A 2,814-nucleotide genomic window follows, 5' to 3' on the forward strand; every position below is an offset into this window, starting at 1 on the left:
GCTGCCCGCCAATCCGGGCGGATCGAAGAAAAGCTGGGGCGTGCGACCTTGCCTGCCAGAACCACGTCCTGGCAGTTTTCCTTGCGCATGGCATCAAGGATTTTCGATGCTGCGCCAAGGCGGGCCGTTACATTCGGATATTGATCAAGGTCTGTATCATCGGCATAGCCATCAAGTTTGACGATGCAGACATCGCGGCCCATTGAAACAGCCGCAGACGCCAGACGGGCGGGAAGCGCCCCGCCCCCGGCGATAATCCCCAATTTCGGCTGCGGATTATCCTGCGGAGCTGTCATATTTTGGCGTGCATACGGAACGCATGCTTTCCGCTTTGAGGAAATTGATGATTTCCATCACCGGGCCGACGCCCTCAAAATCCTTGGCGACTTCTTCGACACGCTCGGCCAGGGTGCCTTCCTGTGCGAACAGAAGGCGATAGGCTTTGCGCAGCGAATGGATGGTTTCACGGTCAAAACCGCGGCGTTTCAGGCCGATGATATTCAGGCCTGAAAGATACGCACGGTTACCGATGACAGACCCATAGGGAATGACGTCACTTTCGACCCCGGTCATGCCGCCGATCATGGCGTGTTTGCCGATACGGACGAACTGGTGAACAGCCGAAAGACCACCGACAATTGCGAAGTCTTCGACCACTACGTGGCCCGCAAGCGTGCCGTTATTGACCAGAATGCAGTGGTTGCCGACATGGCAATCATGACCGACATGGGCCCCGGTCATCAGAAGACAATCGTCACCAATGGTGGTTTCCATACCGCCACCTTCGGTGCCCGGATTAAGGGTTGCACCCTCGCGGATTTTGGTGCGTTTACCAACGATCAGGCGGCTGTTTTCGCCCTTGAATTTCAGGTCCTGCGGGGCATGCCCCACAGAGGCAAAGGGATAAACTTCGCACTGATCGCCAAGCGTGGTGTGACCTGCGACCGCGACGTGGCTGTGCAGTTTGACACCATCACCCAAGACAACATTCGGACCGACCACGCTATAGGGTCCGATTTCGACATCCTGACCAATCTGCGCGCCATCTTCGACAACGGCGGTTGGATGTACTTTTGACATTATCAGTTATCCCGGATCATCGCGGCGATGGTTGCCTCGGCAACGACTTGGCCGTCGACCTTGACCTGGCTTTCGAACTTCCAGACCGGGCCACGGCTTTGTTTTTTGGTCACATGGATGTGCATGACGTCACCCGGGGTTACCGGCTTGCGGAAACGGGCATTATCGATGCTCATGAAATAAACCAGCTTGCCTTCGGCATCCGCGCCAAGGGTCTGAACGACCAGGATGGCTGCGGTCTGCGCCATGCTTTCGATGATCAGGACGCCCGGCATGATCGGCTGCTGTGGGAAATGGCCGGTAAATTGCGGCTCGTTCATCGTTACGTTCTTGATGCCGGTGGCACGGACATCGGTTTCGATGTCGATGACCTTGTCGATCAGGAGGAACGGATAGCGATGCGGAATCATTTCCAGAATGCGCTGGATATCGACACTTACCAGTTCGGTCATGTGTGTAGCCCTTATTTCTTTTTTCGTATCAGACGCGACAAGGCGACCGTCTGTTTATGATATTCCATGACCGGAACGGCAGGACTTCCGCCCACAGTTTCCCCCGGCCCCACATTTTTCATGACACCCGACTGGGCTGCGACTTTCGCGCCATCGCCGATTTCGAGGTGTCCTGTAATGCCTGCCTGACCGGCAAGCACGACAAAATTGCCAATCTTGGTCGAGCCGGAGATCCCGACTTGCGAGACAACAACACAGCCCATACCAAGTTCAACGTTATGGCCGATTTGCACCAGATTGTCGATACGACAGCCATTGCCGATAACAGTATCTGGCCCTGCTCCGCGATCAATCGTGCTGTTTGAACCGACTTCGACGTCATTGCCAATCACAACCCGGCCCAATTGCGGAACCTTGGCGTGCCCTTGCGGGCCCATGGCAAAGCCAAAACCGTCCTGGCCGATGCGGGCACCGGGATAGATCAGGCACAGATTGCCGATCAGGCTGTGGCTGATGGACGCATTCGCACCCACCTTGCAGCCCGCACCGATGATAACCCCGTCACCAATGACAGCATTGGATGCGATGATGGTGCCATCGCCAATTTCGCAATTGGCACCGATGACGGCACCTGCATCGACCTGAACGCCTTTGCCAAGCTTGGCAGACGGATCAATGACGGTACGATCCGAAATCACGCCATTGCCGGTTTCGAAAGGATAGAACGCGGTTGCAGCCTTCGCGTAGGCGCGATACGGGTCCTTGGTTACGAACAACACCATGCCTTCGGGTGCACGCTCGACAAATTCCGGACGCACAAAGCAGGCGCCGGCCTTGCTGTTGACAAACGCATCAAGATATTTGCGATTGTCAAAGAAGCTCAGGATATCGCCATCTGCGTTTTGCAGTGGCGAGACGTCCTGAAAGACCCGCGTTTCGTCGGGCGCATTGACCGGTGTTGTTTCCGTCAGTGCGGCGATTTCAGCAACACTGAAGGGTCCCTTGCGGCTAAAGAAACGGGCATCCGCCATCAGGAGCCTTCCTTGAATTCAACCGTGATGGTTGGAACCTCGGCATTTGCGCGATCGAAAACTTCCTTGGTCGCATCCATGGTGGTTGCAAACAGAACGGCTTGCCCACGATGCAGCACAAGGTTTGCGCCACGTTCTTCAGCAATGCTTCCGATGATTTCATTCAAGGCTTGCGAGAATTTGGACTGGGCTTCAGCCAGGGCTTGATCGAGAACACGGCTGCGGGCCTGGGCAAATTTCTGGAAATCAGC

The 2,814-nt window shown here is 55.8% G+C and carries 4 protein-coding genes and 1 pseudogene; all 5 read right to left on the minus strand.

The genetic code is table 11. The features are described 5' to 3' along the window. Window positions 1–296 (minus strand): annotated as a pseudogene (locus B3Z49_RS17735) (LpxI family protein); the annotation flags it as partial. Then, window positions 277–1,080: an acyl-ACP--UDP-N-acetylglucosamine O-acyltransferase gene (gene lpxA, locus B3Z49_RS17740; protein ID WP_008891194.1), complete on the minus strand. Its 804-nt coding sequence runs from the start codon at window positions 1,078–1,080 to the stop codon at window positions 277–279. The pseudogene B3Z49_RS17735 and the gene lpxA, both read right to left, overlap by 20 nt. Window positions 1,081–1,082: 2 nt before the next feature. Further along, entirely contained in the window at window positions 1,083–1,532 is a 450-nt protein-coding gene (gene fabZ / locus B3Z49_RS17745) for a 3-hydroxyacyl-ACP dehydratase FabZ (RefSeq protein WP_008891195.1), read from the minus strand. Between the two features lie 11 nt (window positions 1,533–1,543). Then, window positions 1,544–2,563 (minus strand): UDP-3-O-(3-hydroxymyristoyl)glucosamine N-acyltransferase, encoded by a 1,020-nt coding sequence (lpxD, locus tag B3Z49_RS17750; RefSeq protein WP_296993265.1) that lies wholly within the window; start codon window positions 2,561–2,563, stop codon window positions 1,544–1,546. After that, on the minus strand, window positions 2,563–2,814 hold a 252-nt coding region (locus B3Z49_RS17755), incomplete at its 5' end, for an OmpH family outer membrane protein (protein ID WP_296993267.1). The genes B3Z49_RS17755 and lpxD, both read right to left, overlap by 1 nt.

The organism is Thalassospira sp. UBA1131 (assembly GCF_002311515.1).
Classification (GTDB): Bacteria; Pseudomonadota; Alphaproteobacteria; order Rhodospirillales; family Thalassospiraceae; genus Thalassospira.